Origin of the sequence: Aggregatimonas sangjinii, from assembly GCF_005943945.1 — a bacterium.
Lineage (GTDB): Bacteria > Bacteroidota > Bacteroidia > Flavobacteriales > Flavobacteriaceae > Pelagihabitans > Pelagihabitans sangjinii.
The window spans coordinates 1,962,631-1,981,121 of record NZ_CP040710.1 but is presented as its reverse complement, the minus strand read 5'-3'; the positions used below and the strand labels follow the sequence as shown (position 1 = coordinate 1,981,121).

Genomic DNA, 18,491 nt, shown 5'->3' with positions numbered 1-18,491 from the left:
AAGACTTAAAGAACGACCTACTTGGAACTGCAAAAAGACACCAGCGAAAAAACGCTCTACGATTATCAAATAGCCGATTTGAATACGATTTTCGAGCATTTGAACGAAAACGACAGCGGCAATTTGCTGTACCAACTACCGACCGGCGGTGGAAAGACCGTGGTTTTCTCTGAAATCGCAAGGCGCTATATCGAGGAAAAAAAGAAAAAGGTAGTCGTTCTTACCCACCGTATCGAACTGAGCGTTCAGACCTCTAAAATGCTTAGCGGTTTCGGCGTCAAAAATAAAATCATCAACAGCGAGGTTAAAGAACTCCAAGACCAAGACGAATTTATGTGTTTCGTAGCCATGGTCGAAACCTTGAACAACAGGCTGCAGGAAGAAAAGGTAGAGATAAACAACATTGGCCTTGTCATTATCGATGAGGCGCATTACAACTCCTTTCGAAAACTCTTCAAATATTTTGACAATTCTACCATATTGGGCGTTACGGCAACACCTTTGAGTTCGAACATCAAACTTCCGATGAAGGACAATTACCAGAAATTGATCATCGGGGAGTCTATCGAAGCGCTGATCAAAAAACGTTTTCTGGCCAAAGCCAATATGTACAATTATGATGTGAGCCTTCAAAGCCTGAAGTTGGGTATCAATGGGGACTATACCGTGAAGTCTTCCGACGAATTGTACGGCAATCAGAGCATGTTGAGTAAACTGATGACTGCCTATACCGAGATTTCGAAGGGCAAGAAAACTTTGATTTTCAACAACGGTATCAATACCTCGCGATACGTTTACGAAACCTTTAAAAAAGCAGGTTATAATATCCGCCATCTCGACAATAAAAATACCAGTGCCGAGCGAAAAGAAATATTGACCTGGTTTTCCGAGACGCCGGATGCGATTTTGACGTCGGTAAGTATTCTAACTACTGGTTTTGACGAACCTACGGTAGAGACGATTATCCTGAATCGTGCCACAAGGTCGCTCACCCTTTATTTTCAGATGATCGGGCGTGGTTCGCGTGTGTTGCCGAACAAAGAAGAGTTTACGGTAATCGATATGGGTAACAATGTGGCCCGTTTCGGCATGTGGGATGCTCCTGTGGATTGGCAGGAAATTTTCCATTTTCCTGATTTTTACCTTGAGAATATCAAGAACGATGAGGATATTGAACGGGAATTCGTTTACGAAATGCCCGAAGCCCTCAAGGCTGAGTTCAGTAAATCGACGAATATCGAATTCGACATCAAGGCGGAGTATAAAAAGGTTTTCGCACAAGGGCTCCGTTCCAAAATAGTCCTGGAAAAAAGCATCGAACAACACGCCCAGATTTGTGTAGAAAATGCAGAAGATGTTTTTGACGCCCGTATCTTGGCCAAGCAGCTGAAGGAAGAAATACAGTTCAGGGTAAAGCAATATTCATACTGCATCATGAATAATACAAAGAACTACAAGGAATGGTTGGAGGAGGACTATGTGCGAAGACTACGCTCCAGCATCTCCAAAAAATTCGCCGCTAAAATGTAACTGGCGGGTTTCGTGGTAAAGCTTCAGTGACTTTGCATTTTCAATAAAGTATTCCATTCGGTAGCGGACCGAGGCTAAAAATCATCTTACATTCACTTTTTAAGAAGTCTCATTCATCGTTTAGGAAATGAAAAAAAATCTCCTCGTTATTGGCACCACTTGGCCCGAACCGCAGGCGACTGCCGCCGGAGGGCGTATGGAGCGCCTTATGGCATTTTTTACCGATGAGGGCTATCAAATCACCTTTGCGAGCACAGCAAATGAATCGTCCTTATCCATGGATTTGCAATTGCTAGGTATCCAAAAGAAATCCATTGTACTCAATCACAGTAGTTTTGATGATTTTCTATCAGCCTTGCAACCAAATATCGTGTTGTTCGATCGTTTTCCGATGGAAGAACAGTTCGGGTGGCGCGTTGCGGAGTTCGCTCCCGGGGCCCTTCGGATATTGGATACCGAAGATTTGCATTCCCTTCGTAAAACAAGGGAAACTGCTTTGAAGGACAATATCACATGGAATAGGGACTATTGGCTCCAGGCGGACATCACCAAACGGGAAATCGCCAGTATCTACCGTTGCGATTTGTCGCTCATTATCTCCGATTTTGAAATGGATTTGTTGCAAAATACCCTTTGCCTTGATGACTCCTTGCTCTTTCACTTGCCCTTTATGGTCGGACCACTTGACGATAAGGTAGTCGCCGAATGGCCTGCATTTGAACAACGAACTGATTTTGTATTTATCGGTACGGGCAAACACGCACCGAATAAGGATGCGGTTCAATGGCTGAAAAAAGAAATTTGGCCGCTGATCCGAGAAGAGCTACCGACTGCAAACTGCAGTATCTATGGTTCCTATCTTCCGGAAGCAATAACGCAATTGCATCGACCTAAGGAAGGGTTTTATATAGAAGGTGAAGCGCAGAATGTTGTAGCGCTCATGCAATCCAAACGCATCAATCTTGCGCCCTTGCGTTTTGGGGCCGGTATTAAGGGGAAATTGATGACCGGAATGTTATGCGGTACCCCGAGCATCACCACGCTGATAGGAGTGGAAGGGATGCGCGGCAACTTGGCCTGGAATGGACGAATAGCCGCAACAGCAGAAGAATTCGCCGCCGCCGCCGTAGCGCTTTACGGCAATCCCAACGAATGGGAAGCCGCCCAGAACAATGGCAAAATACTTATCAATACATTGTTTGATGCTCAGGCATTGAAACGGAAGCTTGCCCTGAAACTGGAAAAGTTGGTAGTCGATATTCCTGCACATCGTAGACAAAATTTTATCGGGGGGCTTTTACAGCATCAAACCATGTCAAGTACCATGTATATGAGCAAATGGATTACAGAGAAAAATCGAAAATAGCGTTTTCTCCTTCGTTTCGACTGTTCGTATTCAACGTATTCCAATCGATTTATCAAGATATAGTCCCGATGGCTGTTTAACCATCTTTGTTGGGAAGAAAGGATAAGCTAAATTTTGTTATGGACTTTTTTTAGAATACCGGAAGTATGCGACAAGGCGATTATTTTATTTTTAATACCTGCGATGCCGCCGTGTATCCGCCTTCGGTACCATCTACAAAATGGATGTGGTTTTCCTTTCCGTCCTGAATATAACAACTCATGACAGACGCATAGGTAATATGCAAGCCGTATTGTAGTGCGCCTTGTTGTTCCATCCCATCAAGAAAAACCGTTAGTTGTTCGATTTGTGCTGTCGTGCCTTTCATGACGGTATTGATGGTGCCATCGATCATTAGGGTGTCGGATAATTGACTCACTTGAAAAACATAGTCTTTTCCTCGTTTAAAATACTTGAAATAGATAACACCAAAACGGGTAATCAACCAATTTTTAATCAGATATGGTAGACTGTATCTGCCGATTCGGGCGTACATCTCCTTTCGTATCTTGGCGATGGTGGCATCCAATTTCAACATTGGGGTCGTAATCGGTTGCCGCGTGTCCAAAGTGCCGAATATGGTATTGATTTTAGAAATAACCCGTGCGTAGACCGTATTCTGTTTCAAGTCATCATCACAGGCGACCAACAAACAGACCACCTTGCTCTCTTTTTGTTCCGGTGCGACTTCATCCCACCTACACTCCATACCCTTAAGATTGACAGGGGTTCTTTTTAAGGCGGCTAGATTATCTTCTTGATAGGTTTCCTTGATATGGTTTTCGGCATATTTTAAACCTGTACCCAGAACAATGGGTATGGTCAGGTATTGGTTGAGTTTGTATTTGCAAATACGGATTTGACGTCCTGTAGCGGTTATTGGTGAAACACCCATCACGCCGATACGCAATACCAAGTCGAAGGTATCCAGAACATGTTTGGAATGCAGCTTCAGGGCGTTCATGACAGTTCGCTCTATTTCGTTCGGAACAAGAAAATTGACGCCATCACCTCCGAAAAAATAAGGTGTTTTGTACTCTAAGGGCTGTTTTTTCAAAGCGTTTAAAACAGAAACGATGCCGCCGGTAGCGGCAAGGTTTACCTCATTGTGCAAACCATTCTGCATGGCAATCGTAGAATCCTTTACATCGGCGACCACGACAGACCAGTCTTTGGGAACAATATGGAAAAAACGTGGATCTTTGATGACCTCGCTTAATGGTAGCGAAACCTTGGGAAGGTTTTGATAAAATTTACGGTTCACCATTACTCTTGATTAAAATAATGAATTCCAATCCGCTCACGCTTGGTTTTAAGAAATCCTTATATAGTGCAAATTAGGAAGACTCACCGAATTGCCGCATGGGTAGGCGTGGAAATTTTGATCGATTCGATTTATTTTGGCATCTGCGACGCACGATTAGCTGAAGGTGCAGAGGTTTGCGTCATTCTATAAGCTACTTTCACTTTGAAGTGTTCTACGATTTAGCAAGTATTCAAGGTGAAGTTTAGTTGGGGTCCTTTAGAACCTTTTTTCCACGGTTTTCAGCAACGTTGCGGCCGTTCTGGGCACGATTTCAAAGTCGATAACGCCCAAAACCAGTTCTTCGTCGGTAATCACCTCTACCTTCCAAAGACCTGGGGACACATTGTTTTTATAGGTGTAACCCCTATACCCTGCGGTTCTTCCCCCTTCGATATCAAAACCGATGTCCTCGACCAAAATCCATGATGCCGAACCCTGGTCGTAGCGATACCATCGGTGCAATACGGACTGTTCCAAATCCGTGGGAGCAAAGATGGAGGAAAAGATATATACGCTTTCGTCCGGTGCATAGTGAAACCTCGTGTTGTGTTTACGCCAAAATATATACCATTTTTCAGCCTCATAAGTCACGAGATACTTGTGTTCGTTCTTTTGAACTTTGTGCGCAACAATGCCCGTATTCAATGCTAGTGGAACAGGTGGTATGAGCTTAAAATAATAGAATAGATTAATGGTAATGTAAATAGCCGCTACGATACCCAATAACTTCCCGAGCCTTAGCTCGTCTCTCGTACTGGGACTTTTTACATATATCAAAAGGATAAGGGCGACGGTGCATACCGTGCTCGCCAGACCAGAATAGACAAATATCCTGGCATTCATTTCCTTCAGGAATACGGGTACCATAAAGGTGAAAAAGGTAAAGCTGATAAAAAAATAGACCCCGAATTGCAGGTATTTATTCGAGATGCGTTTTTTAAGTAGTTCGTTGGCCAGGAAAAGCCCGATCAGAATAATGAAAAAAGCTACGGTTTTAGAGAGTGATACACTTCGCGAGAAATAGATTACGAAAGCGCTTGAAAGTCCACCAAAGAAAAACTGTATGGCTAAGGGAAAGTACTCATCGTAGTGGGCTAAAAATGTATTTTTCCATTTTCCGTCCCCGGCCAAATTGTACAAATAGATGGTAATTGTCAAACAGCTCATATGCAAGCTCAATACTATCAAGTCGTACAAGCGGTCGATACGGCCCAAGGTCAAGGTATCGAATAGGAAACCTCCCATAAAGAAGGCAATAGGTGCATATTTTTCGTGCCTACGAATAAATCTGCGAAAGGCACTATTCCTAAATTTGACCAGGGTTCGTTTCATGTAGGCACAAAAGATGAATTTAGGGGAATTTTTAGGATTCCTATGAAATCTTAGTGATGATTTTTTTGCTCGATAAAAATGAGACGATTACTAAGATACCTAACCATCCCTTTAAGGAACTACGAACCAATTGGGTTATATAATTGGCCATTTTTTGGTATGAAAGCTTGTTTTAGGCCCGAAATCCTTTGTTTACGAGGGTCTGAATGCTCCCCTTTAGTATAATAAGACCCCGAAAAATGCATTTGGTAAGGGGCCTCTGATTTAGAGACTGTTTGGAAATTTAAGATTGGTTTGGTTGTTATCATGTTAAGGGTAGGGTAAAAGAAGGATGGAATTGTTATACGAGAACAAACAAATAACCCAAAAAATGAAAAAGCAAAACCTTCTTTTCTTCGTGCTGTTCTGTATCGTTCTTCAAAGTTGTTGTCCTTGGTGTGAAGATGATGTAGGCGGACTCCCTTTCGAATCACGATACGAACCTGTTTTCTTAAGCAGAGCGGAATTTGAACAATCGGTGGGCGTGACGAACCCACTTTCCATCGGTACTTCAGGCAAAATATATGTAAAAGGAGATTTTTTATTCGTGAATGAATTGAACAAAGGGTTTCATGTATTTGACAATAGCGATCCTAGCAATCCAAGGTCGGTTAAATTTTTAGAAGCGCCAGGGGCTACCGATATGGCTATTCGAAATGATATCATCTACATCAACCAAGCGACCGATTTAATTGCCGTAGAGTATGTATCGGAATCCAATACCGCTCGTCTTGCCAAACGCATTCCGAGTACGTTTCCGGAATTGTTGTCCCCAGACGGCTTTACCGCCTATGACATACCCGAAAATTCAGTCGTTGTTGATTGGAAACTAAAAAACTAGACTACCATGAAAAATTTCCTTTATATTTTTGCCCTAATCACTGTATTTTATAGTTGTCAATCCGATTCATCGGCTAACGAAGCCCTGGCCCCGACCTCGGATGGTCAAGGTGGCTCTTTTGCCCGATTTGCCTTGAAAGGCGATTACCTTTACACCGTCGATGCGTTTGATCTGAACGTTTTTAATATATCCGATACCGAAGATCCCGTCGCGGTGAACAAGGTATCCATTGGCTTTGCCATCGAAACCCTCTTTTCTTACAAAGACTACTTGTATATCGGTTCTGAAACTGGAATGTTCATTTATGGTTTGGAGAATCCGGAATTCCCGGAAAAATTATCCAGCGTTCAGCATTTTACCGCCTGCGATCCGGTCATTGCGAATGATACCCACGCCTTTGTTACGCTACACTCCAATTCCTTCTGTGGCAATGACATCAACGTGTTGGAAATTTATGATGTAACCGATGTAACCGAACCGGTGCTTTTAAATAGCCGTAATCTTAGTTTTCCAAGGGGTTTGGGTCTGTATGGAAATTACCTCTTTGTGTGTGATGATGAAATCAAAGTCTTTGATGTGTCTATCCCTGAGGAATCGACCTTGGTTACTTCCATCAATCGCAACGCTTTCGATGTCATTATCCGCAACGATTTGTTGATCGCGATCGGCGAATCCGGCCTCTACCAATACAGTTTGGCCCCTGATGAAGATAATGGTGTTGTTGCGACGGAATTAAGTACGATTGCTATTTAGGGGGGCTTTCAGTCCTGCGACGATAAAGCAGCCAGCTGAGATCGATAAAAGTACCCCTGGTATCAAACCACCGAGATAAAAAGCCAGCACCGTATCAATAAGTATCAAAATTGCTATTGACCAAGTTAACTTTCGCATTTCACTTTTGAAAAACAACGCTAAAATTCCGAAAGCGGCGAGGCCAATAAGATGAATTGAAGGATGCGCGAATAGTACTGGTACGATTTCTTTTAGGAAATCTTCTGCGTTTGACTTTTCAATTTCAGTACTTATATAGAAAAATCCGCTCCCATGAAATGCTCCCATGAGTAAAAGAAATGTGCTACCCATAACGCATAAAATCTTAGAAGTTTTGGAGGTTTTTTTGATGTCGGTCATTTATTTAGGTATTGGTGCTTTACTAAAAGACGCGGATACTTGTCATTTGGTTGCCTGAAATATTCATTTTTATTGAAGCCGCAATAAAAAAGTAATTCAAGTCTACGATAAACTAGGAATGTAGTCACAGGTCGCTAAAAATTTTGGGGTGGATGTGATCTGTACTGGGTCAGCTCAATTTTTCTTAGTTTCGGAGCCTTCAACTATGAGACTATTTTTTGAATTACCACTATCTTTAGACCAAAGAATAAAAGCAGCATCATGACCACTCCCGATTGGCAAACCGCCAAAGAATTCGAAGACATTACCTATAAAAAGTACAATGGCGTCGCCCGTATCGCCTTTAATCGTCCGGATGTACGCAATGCCTTTCGACCCAAGACCACGAGCGAGCTATACCAAGCCTTTTATGACGCACAGGAAGACACCTCCATCGGGGTGGTCTTACTTTCCGCGGAAGGCCCTTCGACCAAAGACGGAATCTATTCGTTTTGTAGCGGGGGGGACCAAAAGGCTAGGGGAGACCAGGGCTATGTTGGGGAGGACGGAATGCATCGCCTGAATATCCTGGAAGTGCAACGTCAGATTCGTTTTATGCCCAAGGCGGTTATTGCCGTAGTGCCCGGTTGGGCAGTGGGTGGCGGCCATAGCCTGCATGTGGTCTGCGATATGACCTTGGCGAGTAAGGAACACGCCATCTTTAAACAAACCGATGCAGATGTCACCAGTTTCGACGGGGGCTACGGATCGGCCTATTTGGCCAAAATGGTGGGGCAAAAAAAGGCAAGGGAAATCTTTTTCCTGGGTAGAAACTATTCTGCGCAAGAAGCTTATGAGATGGGAATGGTCAATGCAGTAGTACCACATGATGAATTGGAACAAACCGCCTACCAATGGGCTCAGGAAATCTTGGAAAAATCCCCGACATCGATTAAAATGCTAAAGTTCGCCATGAACCTGACCGACGACGGTATGGTGGGCCAACAAGTATTCGCGGGAGAGGCGACACGCCTGGCCTATGGTACCGAAGAGGCAAAAGAGGGCAGGAACGCCTTTTTGGAAAAACGAAAGCCTGATTTCGGGAAAAACAAGTGGATTCCTTAACTGCACGACTTAATTTCAAGCAGTGTGCGTTAATAATTTAGAAAACTTCCAATCGAAGGTTTCAAGTTGCCAGGTATGTAGGTAAACACAAAAATGTTATTCTAAGCGCCCATCTGAAGGAAGACCTCAGGCAGTCAAAGGGCTACAAGCCTAAAAATTTTCAGTTCTTTACTTCTCTAGTACATTTCTCTTGCCCGCTTTGCGTTTATGCCCGCGCAGGCATATGTCGTTTTCATTGATTTAAATTCATAGGAGATTCCGCCCTTCGGCGGAATGAAAAAGACAAAGTTCATTCAACTAAAAAGAGCCCTATCAATTAAGACGGGGCTCTTTTACGAGAACACTATATGAAAATGAAAAAAATTACTATTGGTTGATTATTATGATGTAAACTTACGTCCATCTTAGCCGGTGGCAAAAGTATTGTTGTCAGATTAGGGAAATTTGTGGTGTAGCCTAGAGAAATTGTTATCTGGGCCTAAAGAAACCTAAAAGTAAAGGAGTGGGACGATAAGTTTACTCAATAGCCGCTAGCACATCTTTAAGAAGCGTGTTGGCATCAAATACAGGTTCCTGCTCCAATCCGGTCCTTACGATGACCAAATCTTTAGAGGGAATAATAAACACCCGCTGGCCTTGAAACCCATTGGCAGAATACAAATCCTTTGGGGCATCGGGATATTTACCGCCGGCATTCAACCAGAAATGGGCACCGTAAACACCCTCGGAGCCTTTCGTGGGCTTGGTGACATAGTCTACCCATTCGGTATCGAACAGCTGTTCCCCGTTCCAATTGCCATTGTTGAGATACAACAGTCCGAATTTGGCCCAATCTCGTGTACTTGCCCATCCGTAGGAAGAACCGATATAATTTCCTTCCAAATCCGCCTCGATAAGCATGGAATGCATTCCCATCCTATCGATTAAAGCGGCGTAGGGGAAATCCAAATAATCCTGGTGTGTTTTGAACTGCTTTCGCAAAATCCCTGACAGTAAATTTGTGGTGCCCGAAGAATAATTCCAAATTTCCGAAGGAGGGGCGACAGTGGGTAATCGCGCTTGGGAAGCTGTCATGTCCGGTTCTAAAAAAAGCATTTTTGTCACGTCCGAAATGGCGGCATAATCTTCGTTCCATTCCAGTCCACTTTCCATACGTAGCAAATGGTTTATGGTGATGTTTTTCCTACCGTCTTCCTGCCAGGACGCTATCGGGGCGGGTTGCTGCACATCTAATTTGCCCTGGTATTCCAGAATACCATAGAGCGTGGCTAAAACGCTTTTGGTCATACTCCATCCCAGCACGGGCGTATCCGGGGTAAAGCCTTCACCGTATTCCTCGGCGATAATATGATTTTTATAGGCTACGAGTAGTGTTCTGGTTTTTTGCGTGTCATAGTCTGCGAAAGACTTGTGAACCGCTTCCTTTAATTTTTTATAATCCACATTGCGGAATACAGTATCCGTTGTTCCAAAATTCCCATAGGGGAAGGGTAAGGAGTCTACTGATTTCGAACGCCGAGGTGTTGGTAAGGTTTTAGTTTCGACGTAGTCTTCATTGACTAGTACACAGCCAAGACCGTCTCGGCAAATGGTTTTACGCGCCATTAGACCGAATACAGCGGCAGAAACCTTGCCTTTATTCTCGCTGATATCCGCCAGCTTGATCAGCGGCATATTATTTTCATTTGTTGCGATATCGGCAAAAGAACGGTCGGCTATGAAATGTGCTGAGGCTGCATTCTTCGATGCATATCCGGAGACGATATTCAGCTTGGGGTAATTGTAGAGCCCGGCTATGGCCAACAATACAAACAATACAAGGAGAACTCTAAGGAATTTTTTCATTGGTTTGGTGTGGTCGGGTATTGAAATTCAAATGGCGAATTGCCACGGGACAAATTCTATTATTTAATATCGTTGCAGGTTCGGGAACCGAAAAAAGAATACTACGAACATAGGCTTAACGGATTGCGCAGAAAATTGAAATGGCATCGTGCTACACGCTAATTTGGAAAATCGACCCTAAGGCCAATATATAAATGACTCCTACAGCTTCCGCTCATCCGTTATCCGTCTCCGGTCTTCAATCCGCCATCTTTCGCAATTATTCATCCTTACTCGACTTTCTCCCACATTTTATCCGGCCCTAGCCGAAAACTTCCCACGTAATCGAAGTTACATTCATCCGGCGAAATCAAGGAAAGAAAAGTACTTTGATTCTTTGCGCGGTACAGGTGGTAGATTTTCCCCGTTATTGGCTCAAAGCTGTATTTTGCGCTGTAAATAAGATTATTGTACTCAAATTGCTCCATCATTTCCTGATATTGCATCTGAATGTTCTCGTAGCGGGCTTTAAATTGATTGTTGGCCGCCACGATATTGGTATTCTTCCAAGTGGTAACGTCCGGCGGAACTATTTTCGGTGCAGAAACCCCACTGGCGTAGGGGAGCAATTTTCCATTGTACGTTTGCGATTCTTCATCAAAAACGACATAATCCGGTTTTTTTTCTTTCTTCATAGCGTACAAATTTACAAAAAGCTTTCTATTAGTTTTGTTTGATACAGGGTGTATTGTTACCTTGAATCGATGAAAAAATCGATTGTTCTGATTTCTTACCTTGTTATCTTGGTATCAACCTACTTTTTGGGGGCTTGTACGGAAGATAAATATGAATGGAAGTCGCTTCCGGTTAAGGTTTCCGCATACAACTCGGTGAGTTGGCAGACCGATGGAAAACCGAATCTTGCCGCTTGGGGCGATACTCTAAAGCCCGGAATGAAGTGCATTGCCGTTTCACGGGATTTGATCGGTTTGGGTTTGGACCACAACACCCAGGTTAAAATAGAGGGTTTTGACGGTATTTATCTGGTAAAGGATAAAATGAACAGCAGATATACCAATAAAATAGATATTTTTATGGGGAAGGATGTCGAGAAAGCCAGGGAATGGGGAAACCAGGAATTGACCATTCAATATCGCGTCGAAAAATCCGTGGACGAAAAAAAGTCGAAATAACATGAAGTACATTTTGTGGCTCGGAGTACTAACACTATCCGCTTCCTGTTTTGTTCCCAAAGAAATCATTGACAAGCCCATCCTGTTCGATGCAGAACGAAGACAACTTTCTTTAGACTATCTATCCGACCGGTATGGTCTGCAACAGGAGGAGCCGACCATCGACCCTAAAATGATCGTATTGCACTGGACGGTCATTCCCACCTTAGAAGAATCGTTCGAAACCTTCTACCCATCCGCTTTGCCCGATCGCCCCGATATCAGTGGCGCCAGCGCATTGAACGTTAGCTCACAATTTATGGTCGACCGCGACGGTACGATATATCGATTGCTCCCGGAAACGACCATGGCACGACACGTAATAGGCTTGAACCATTGTGCCATAGGTATTGAAAATGTAGGTGGAACCGGGGATTTGCCATTAACGGAAGCCCAAATGCAAGCGAACATATGGCTCGTAAGATATTTGAAGAGGAAATTCCCTATCGAGTACCTGATCGGACATTATGAATATACCTTGTTCGAGGGCCATAAATTATGGCTGGAGAAAGATGCCGGCTACCGCACCATTAAGGATGATCCAGGAAAGGCTTTTATGAAAAAAGTACGCAAGGCCGTTCGAGACGAAGACTTTAAACCATTACCAGAAAAAAGCTGAATTTAATGAAAACCAAACTAGTGTTACTGTTCGCCTGCATCGGATTATATTGTCAGGCGCAAGACGATATTACCTCCCAACTCTACGAGACCTACGAAACCTATAAGGAAACCTCCTTGGACAAACGTAGGATCAAACACCACCAATTGCAGCCGTTATTGACGAAATACAGGGTAGACCCACAATTTACCGTTAAGGTGGTCGGTAAATCCATAGAAGGGCGCGACTTGTCTCTTATTAGTATTGGACGGGGCGAAACCAATGTGTTCCTTTGGTCACAGATGCATGGTGACGAACCCACCGCAACCCAGGCGATTTTCGATATCTTCAATTTTTTGGATAGTGCGGATTTCACTGCGGAAAAAGAGGAGATTTTAAATAATCTGACCCTACATTTCCTTCCGATGTTAAATCCCGATGGGGCGGAACGCTACCAGCGTAGAAATATGCTCGGTGTAGACATCAATCGTGATGCATTACGCTTACAATCGCCCGAAAGTCTGACTTTAAAGCGCGTACGGGATAGCCTAAATGCCGACTTTGGTTTCAATCTGCACGATCAAAGTACCTACTACAACGCGGAGCGCACGGAAAAACCGGCCACGATTTCGTACCTGGCCCCGGCGTATAATTATGAAAAAGACATCGATGAGATACGTGGGAATGCGATGAAAGTTATCGTATTTATGAACAACATCCTTCAGCAATATGCACCCGGACAAGTAGGACGGTACAACGACGATTTTGAACCACGAGCCTTTGGTGATAATATTCAAAAATGGGGAACCAGCACGATTTTGATAGAGTCCGGTGGCTACCCCAATGATGTCGAAAAACAGGAGATACGAAAGCTGAATTATGTCTCCATTCTTTCGGCCATTTACACTATTGCGAAAGAAAATTATAAGGATATACCGTTAGCGGATTATGAAGCGATTCCCGAAAACGACCGGAAATTATTCGATTTAAAGATTGAAAACGCCACCTATGAGCTCTTAGGGAAGCCCTATATTTTAGATATTGGCATGAACCGTTTGGAAGTAGCCATTGAGGATAGTAGCGATTTTTGGTACAGCAGTCGAATTATCGACCAGGGAGACTTATCGACCTATTATGGTTATGAAACCTTTGATGCTACCGGATATACGATAAGACCGGGAAAAGTATACCCGGAGCCCATAAAATCAATGAGTGCACTCAAGGCTATGGGCACTGATCCCGTAGCATTATTAAAAGATGGCTACACCTATTTGCGTGTCGAAAAAATCCCCATGAACATGTTATCCTCTCCCTTGCCTTTGCACATCATTGGTAAAGCTTACGAAGTACCGGAATTGAATCTAGAGGTAGGTATTAACCCAACTTTTTTATTGGAAAAAGATGGGAAACCCCGCTACGCTGTTGTAAATGGATTTTTGATCGATTTAAATGAAGACGCTAAAAGTACAGTATTCAAAAACGCCATGATTTACCGATAGATATGATTGCGCGTACCAGCAGTTCAACTCATGTTCAGTAAAAAGAGAAACAGCGCCGAGATGATGACTACAAGTCCTGAGAACAAGCTGACCATGGCGTATTTGTAAAAGTTCGACCAGTTTCCTATCACGCTTTTCCTGTCGGTAGAATTCATTATTTGTAGACGTACGCCGTTTAAGTGAATGGTTTTGGAAACAATGCGGTTCTTTATAGACCAAATTGCAATTTCATGGTGATAGTGGCGGTCTTCATTTTGGAAGAAGTATTGAAGGTACCTCCCCATGAAAGGTCTTCGTTCGAGTTTTGAGCTATGATTTGAAAAATGCCCATTTTGGCATAACGCAAATTTTCTATGGATGCATTGGCGTTTTGCGCAATTTGTTCGGCGCGTATTCTGGCATCCTCCGTTGCCGCGGCAACCATTTCTATTTTCAGTTCGGATAACTTGGTATAGTAGTATTGTGGTCGGTTCGAGTAAAAGCCGATTCCCTTATCCGTTAATTCGGTAATCGAGCGAGAGATTTCTTCGATTTTGTCTACCTCGTTGGATTCGATTTTTACCGTCTGACGGAGGATAAACCCCTCAAAACGTTGTTCTTTGATGCCTCCATTTTCAAAATAGATGGTCGAATAATCCTTTTGAATATCCAAGGCCGAAAAAACGATTTGAGCGTCCTTTACGCCCTTTGCAAGGAGGTATTGGCGAATAATTTCCTTGTCCGTTTGCAAAAGGCGGGAAGCCTCTTCCAAGCTTTTTCCACTCTTATCAAAGCCTCCGGACCAGATGACCAGATCGGACTTGAAATCTTTTGCTCCAAGACCGGTTACATGAATAATATCGTTGCTTCGATGCCGGTTATGGTAGGCACGGGTAAACAGTATCACCGAAATAAGCACCGTAAGTGAAATAATACTAGCTGAAAGATAATTTTTCATGATTCCAAGGTTTTAGCGGGACGTTACCAATGCTAAATTACCTCGCACATGGCCCTTGTTCTTCACTAGTAATGGTGAAAGTGGGCTCGCTGAAAACAGGGATGGTCGATATTGAATTGTACACTAGTACCCAAATTGTATGGGCCGATACAGGTCCGCGCTGAGTAGTTCGAACAATGAAAATGAAATAAGGAATAGTATAACGGCCAAAAAGAAAAGGCTGGTGACTTGATACCATCTAGGCATCCCTTCGAGGGAGCTGTTCTGAACAAAATTGTATAATACATCCATAATTTCCAATTTTTACGTGAAACGATTTCATAGTCTTTAGGATGCAGGTGGTCATTAAAGCTGGGGTGCTCTGATAGTATAACAATTAAGATGCCAAAAACCCGACCGAAGGGAGGAAAAAAGAAACGGGGGGCATGCGCCTCCCGTTTAAGTGTATGATTTGTTCGAAGAACTCGCTTTTACAGGCTTTCAGCCTCTAAAAGCGCAAAGAATTTATCCAAATTAGGGATAATCACGATTCTTGTGCGTCGGTTTGTAGCACGGTTCTCTTTTGAGTCATTTTCTACAAGTGGCACATAGCTACTTCTACCTGAAGCAATCAGTTTTGCAGGGTCAACGTTGTACTTGTTCTGTAAAATACGAACTATCGATGTTGCACGCTTTACGCTCAAGTCCCAGTTGTCCTGAAACATTTCAGTGCTAATAGTTCTAGAATCGGTGTGACCCTCGACCATTACCTCCATGCTAGGCTCTGAATTGATTACGGATGCCAATTTTTCCAGAATGGTATTGGCCTTGTTGCTAACTCTATAGCTACCGCTGTTGAATAACAACTTATCGGAGATATTGATCATAACAACGGTCTTGTCGATATCAACGTTGATATCGTCTTCTTCATCGGCTATCGATTTTTTCAGATGGTACGATACCGCCAGATTCATGGAATCTTGAAGCGTAGTGGCCGCTGCTAGTTTGTCTTGGTCTACCTTTTCAAGCGTAGCACGCATCTTTGCCTTGGTGTTGTTGCTCATTACCGCTACATCATCCACAGAGGTATATTGACTGTCATTAACTTCCTTTAAGGAATTGATTTTGTCATTGTACTCGGCAACACGGGCCTCGATTTTAGAAACTTTCGATTCCAATTCTTCTTTCTCCACCTGTGTTTTCGACAAGCTACTTTTGGTTTCCGCCAAATCGGTTTCCAAAGCAACGTATTTCTTTTTAGATACACAGGAAGCTAAAACTGCAATCGAAAGGGCACTAATAAAAATTGATTTTTTCATTTTGTAAATATTTATGCGTTATGGTTCTAGAGGTTTATACGTAGGGAAAGCGGATAAGGATGTTCTACCGGCTAAATTTTACCGTCAAATAGGTGAGAACGGATTTTTATTGCGGCTTTGTGGGAATTGTGAAGAAATTTTGAATATTTCGAATATGGATTTTTGGAATAAAAAAAGAGCATCATGGCGACGCTCTTTCAATTTCCAATTCGTAAAGTAGGTTATTCGCACCCTCCAGTAAAGCCCGAAGCGCTGAATTTTGTTTGTACCGCACCTTGCCGACTTCCTTGTTGCACCTGTATAGCAAGATTGTTTTCCCCGCTACCATCGCGTTTAGGGCTGCAATATTCAAAAAGGTAAAAGCTGTTGGCCTGTTCGGAAACTCGAAAAGAGATATCGTTGAAGGTAGTCTCCAATTCTTCCTTATTTCCAGCGAATACGCTAAAGGTCTTTCCAATATCCGTTAGGATTTCCGTATCTATTTCGCCACCCAAACCAATCGTAAAGAAAGCGATATTGGGGTCTGCATTGTCTACTTTCCTTTGCGCCGCTTCTTGGGTGAAACGGGAAGCCTGATCGGTTCCATCGGTAAAAATGATGATCGAGGCCGCACCGATTTTTTCTCCTTCGGTGCTGGCATCCAATAGTTCTGAAGCGATATCCGTAGATTTGATCACTGCACCGTATAAATCCGTTGAGGGATCGTTGCTAATGTCATCGGTTATACCGTCGATAGCGGAAATCAATTCATCTTTGTTGGCTGTCAAAGGGTTGAGTAGGTGTAGTTCGTTTTCACCGTCAAACCAATAAATAGCCATCTTAAACGATTCTTGGGTCGTTGTGGGCATGACATTGTTGACGAAGCTAGTGGTAGCTGTTTTCAATTCGGTTAGACTACTGCTAAGTACACTATTACTCAAATCGAGTACCAAAAGGCTGTTGTTACTGAAGATTTGTGAATTGGGTGAAATTCGGGCCTGTGATTCCGATGTTGAAATCGTATTAAAGCATTCGTCGTTTCTTCCCTGTTCGTAAATGGTAAAATTATCCGCGGTCAATCCCGGAACCGGATTTCCTTCACTGTCGGAAACCTTGAAAAAGATGGAAACTTTTCCAGGTAGGGCGGTAAACTGGTCTTGGATAGAGGGAATCAATTCATTATCGCCAAGATTCAGACAATCATCAACTGTTTTTCCCTCGCCCAATTCGCCAAGGTTTAGACCAAAATTGACATCATCATCGGCATTTCCACATGAAAAAGCCAAACAAATGATAAAAAACAGGGTTGCTAGTTTAGTGCAGGTTTTCATTCTCAAAATTTAGTTATACGTTCATCATGCAAAACGAACAAAATCAATAGAAAGTATTGCGCCATGAAAAAAATATGTTAAAGGTTGTTAATGAAATTTTTGTTGTTTCAGGTGAATCCTGAACAAACTAATCCAGAAATATCGGCTTTCAGTAGTAATAAGTTACTTGTTATTAGCGTAAAGGGGTCTGAAAAAATGTAGTGCCAGGTCGCTAAAGCGTATTGGCTATCCCATTCATTGGGGGATACCCACTTAACCATCAGGTGAAGTAATTTGAATTAGTCCTGAATGATGTAACCCTCGGGTTCGGGGATATGCATAACCGCAAACCATACGAATTCGAGAGGCAAATGGAGATAGCCCGACTTCGATTTCTTTACGAGTGGGTGCCGATAGCAAGAACTTTTAGATTGAAACAGCGTTGCGCTTTAAAGGTGTCGCAAGGTGTAGAAACTTCAAGTTCACATAAAAAATAATCGGTTCGTTAACAATCCCTTAACGATAGATTAAGACCATAGCCTTTAAAAATTCGATAACTTACAACAATAAATAAGAATGCTATCCTAAAAATTAATGCATATGCCAACGTATCAATTTAAATTAAACGGAAAGTCGACATCGGTAGAAGCCAGTGAGGACAGTCCTGTTTTATGGGTTCTGCGGGACCAACTCGACCTAGTCGGAACCAAATTCGGTTGCGGTATTGCACAGTGTGGTGCCTGTACCGTTCATTTAGATGGGGTCGCGGTTCGCAGCTGCTCTTTGACCATGGCCTCTGTCGAAGGTAAGGCGCTTACGACCATCGAAGGGCTTTCGGAAGATGGTTCGCATCCCGTACAACAGGCCTGGAAAGAGGTAGATGTACCACAATGTGGATATTGTCAGGCTGGTCAAATTATGACAGCATCGGCCTTTTTGGAAAAAAATCCGAATCCCTCTTCAGAAGAAATCAAGACAGCGATGCACGGCAATATCTGCCGTTGTGCGGCCTACAATAGAATTCACAGGGCAGTAGGTATTGCAGCCGAAAATATGGGTTCGCAGGCTTAAAATTCGTTTGAGCACCCACGTTTTTCCAGGTTATACCGAAACAAGAGGTGTATCC

17 protein-coding genes are annotated in these 18,491 nt (G+C 43.0%); 9 read left to right on the top strand and 8 right to left on the bottom strand.

Annotation, left to right across the window (positions count from 1 at the left end; translation table 11 throughout):
* The first annotated feature begins 21 nt into the window (after positions 1 to 21).
* The gene (locus tag FGM00_RS08110; protein ID WP_138852415.1) at positions 22 to 1,530 is read left to right on the top strand and encodes a DEAD/DEAH box helicase; all 1,509 of its coding nucleotides are present in this window, start codon (positions 22 to 24) and stop codon (positions 1,528 to 1,530) included.
* Positions 1,531 to 1,657: 127 nt separating this feature from the next.
* Entirely contained in the window at positions 1,658 to 2,896 is a 1,239-nt protein-coding gene (locus FGM00_RS08105; protein WP_138852414.1) for a glycosyltransferase, read from the top strand.
* Between the two features lie 160 nt (positions 2,897 to 3,056).
* Here the strand turns inward: FGM00_RS08105 and FGM00_RS08100 are convergent, their stop codons facing one another.
* Complete coding sequence (locus tag FGM00_RS08100) at positions 3,057 to 4,202, bottom strand: DUF3095 family protein (RefSeq protein WP_138852413.1); 1,146 nt, start codon at positions 4,200 to 4,202, stop codon at positions 3,057 to 3,059.
* A 255-nt stretch (positions 4,203 to 4,457) separates the two neighbouring features.
* A complete protein-coding gene (locus tag FGM00_RS08095; RefSeq protein ID WP_138852412.1) occupies positions 4,458 to 5,573 on the bottom strand; it encodes a DUF2914 domain-containing protein in 1,116 nt (371 codons plus the stop codon).
* A gap of 370 nt (positions 5,574 to 5,943) precedes the next feature.
* Here FGM00_RS08095 and FGM00_RS08090 point away from each other — a divergent pair, with 370 nt between their 5' ends.
* The gene (locus tag FGM00_RS08090; RefSeq protein ID WP_175416206.1) at positions 5,944 to 6,453 is read left to right on the top strand and encodes a hypothetical protein; all 510 of its coding nucleotides are present in this window, start codon (positions 5,944 to 5,946) and stop codon (positions 6,451 to 6,453) included.
* Between the two features lie 6 nt (positions 6,454 to 6,459).
* Positions 6,460 to 7,206, top strand: coding sequence for an LVIVD repeat-containing protein (locus tag FGM00_RS08085; RefSeq protein ID WP_138852410.1), 747 nt, complete (start codon positions 6,460 to 6,462; stop codon positions 7,204 to 7,206).
* Here FGM00_RS08085 and FGM00_RS08080 read toward each other — a convergent pair.
* The gene (locus FGM00_RS08080; protein ID WP_138852409.1) at positions 7,186 to 7,584 is read right to left on the bottom strand and encodes a hypothetical protein; all 399 of its coding nucleotides are present in this window, start codon (positions 7,582 to 7,584) and stop codon (positions 7,186 to 7,188) included. The genes FGM00_RS08085 and FGM00_RS08080 overlap by 21 nt on opposite strands.
* A gap of 261 nt (positions 7,585 to 7,845) precedes the next feature.
* Here FGM00_RS08080 and FGM00_RS08075 point away from each other — a divergent pair, with 261 nt between their 5' ends.
* Positions 7,846 to 8,688, top strand: coding sequence for a 1,4-dihydroxy-2-naphthoyl-CoA synthase (locus FGM00_RS08075; RefSeq protein ID WP_138852408.1), 843 nt, complete (start codon positions 7,846 to 7,848; stop codon positions 8,686 to 8,688).
* A gap of 516 nt (positions 8,689 to 9,204) precedes the next feature.
* Here the strand turns inward: FGM00_RS08075 and FGM00_RS08070 are convergent.
* Positions 9,205 to 10,533, bottom strand: coding sequence for a serine hydrolase domain-containing protein (locus FGM00_RS08070; protein WP_138852407.1), 1,329 nt, complete (start codon positions 10,531 to 10,533; stop codon positions 9,205 to 9,207).
* Between the two features lie 269 nt (positions 10,534 to 10,802).
* A complete protein-coding gene (locus FGM00_RS08065) occupies positions 10,803 to 11,207 on the bottom strand; it encodes a DUF2452 domain-containing protein (protein ID WP_138852406.1) in 405 nt (134 codons plus the stop codon).
* 69 nt (positions 11,208 to 11,276) lie between these two features.
* On the opposite strand from FGM00_RS08065, the gene FGM00_RS08060 reads away from it, so the two are divergent.
* From FGM00_RS08060 to FGM00_RS08050, 3 genes are read left to right on the top strand one after another with little or no spacing between them, the layout of a single operon-like run.
* Positions 11,277 to 11,705, top strand: a complete 429-nt coding sequence (locus FGM00_RS08060; protein WP_138852405.1) for a 3D domain-containing protein — start codon at positions 11,277 to 11,279, stop codon at positions 11,703 to 11,705.
* Position 11,706: 1 nt separating this feature from the next.
* Positions 11,707 to 12,363 carry an N-acetylmuramoyl-L-alanine amidase gene (locus FGM00_RS08055; RefSeq protein ID WP_138852404.1) on the top strand — a complete coding sequence of 219 codons (657 nt, stop codon included), beginning with the start codon at positions 11,707 to 11,709 and terminating at the stop codon, positions 12,361 to 12,363.
* A 5-nt stretch (positions 12,364 to 12,368) separates the two neighbouring features.
* Positions 12,369 to 13,841, top strand: coding sequence for a M14 family metallopeptidase (locus FGM00_RS08050; RefSeq protein WP_138852403.1), 1,473 nt, complete (start codon positions 12,369 to 12,371; stop codon positions 13,839 to 13,841).
* 208 nt (positions 13,842 to 14,049) lie between these two features.
* Here FGM00_RS08050 and FGM00_RS08045 read toward each other — a convergent pair whose 3' ends face one another.
* From FGM00_RS08045 to FGM00_RS08035, 3 genes are all read right to left on the bottom strand, one after another.
* A complete protein-coding gene (locus FGM00_RS08045) occupies positions 14,050 to 14,778 on the bottom strand; it encodes an SIMPL domain-containing protein (protein ID WP_138852402.1) in 729 nt (242 codons plus the stop codon).
* Positions 14,779 to 15,248: 470 nt separating this feature from the next.
* On the bottom strand, positions 15,249 to 16,076 hold the full coding sequence (locus FGM00_RS08040) for an OmpA/MotB family protein (protein ID WP_138852401.1): 828 nt from the start codon (positions 16,074 to 16,076) through the stop codon (positions 15,249 to 15,251).
* Positions 16,077 to 16,297: 221 nt separating this feature from the next.
* Positions 16,298 to 17,386, bottom strand: a complete 1,089-nt coding sequence (locus tag FGM00_RS08035; RefSeq protein ID WP_138852400.1) for a vWA domain-containing protein — start codon at positions 17,384 to 17,386, stop codon at positions 16,298 to 16,300.
* A 579-nt stretch (positions 17,387 to 17,965) separates the two neighbouring features.
* Between FGM00_RS08035 and FGM00_RS08030 the strand changes: the two genes are divergently transcribed.
* On the top strand, positions 17,966 to 18,436 hold the full coding sequence (locus FGM00_RS08030) for a (2Fe-2S)-binding protein (protein WP_138852399.1): 471 nt from the start codon (positions 17,966 to 17,968) through the stop codon (positions 18,434 to 18,436).
* Positions 18,437 to 18,491 lie beyond the last annotated feature (55 nt).